The organism is Phaeobacter sp. SYSU ZJ3003 (genome assembly GCF_041300735.1).
In the GTDB taxonomy this organism is placed as follows: domain Bacteria; phylum Pseudomonadota; class Alphaproteobacteria; order Rhodobacterales; family Rhodobacteraceae; genus Phycobacter; species Phycobacter gallaeciensis_A.
The window spans coordinates 1-318 of sequence record NZ_PXNU01000190.1; the positions used below are offsets into that span (position 1 = coordinate 1).

1 protein-coding gene and 1 pseudogene are annotated in these 318 nt (G+C 62.6%); both read right to left on the bottom strand.

Annotated elements, in window-relative coordinates:
* Nucleotides 1–72 (bottom strand): MerR family DNA-binding transcriptional regulator (locus tag C6W91_RS21365; RefSeq protein WP_370571636.1); only part of this gene is annotated, 72 nt, incomplete at its 3' end.
* Nucleotides 73–84: 12 nt separating this feature from the next.
* Nucleotides 85–318, bottom strand: a pseudogene (locus C6W91_RS21370) (ATPase); the annotation flags it as partial.

Genomic DNA, 318 nt, shown 5'->3' on the forward strand with positions numbered 1-318 from the left:
GCCAATATCCTCGTAGTAGCGGATCGTTTTTGCGGGCAGTCCTGATCGCCGTGATACGTCACCGATATTCATTCCAGCCCCCTGTCATTCCGCCGGAACATGCGCGTTGCTTGCGCGGGCGCCGCTGGCCCCGGCTTTTTCATCCATGGCCGGTGCTACGCGGCGCAGGCGCAGCGCGTTGGTCAGGACAAAGACCGACGACAGTGCCATCGCACCTGCCGCCAGCATCGGCGACAACAGCACACCGAAGGCAGGATACAGTACGCCCGCAGCAACCGGTACCAGCGCGGTGTTGTAGCCGAAGGCCCAGAACAGGTT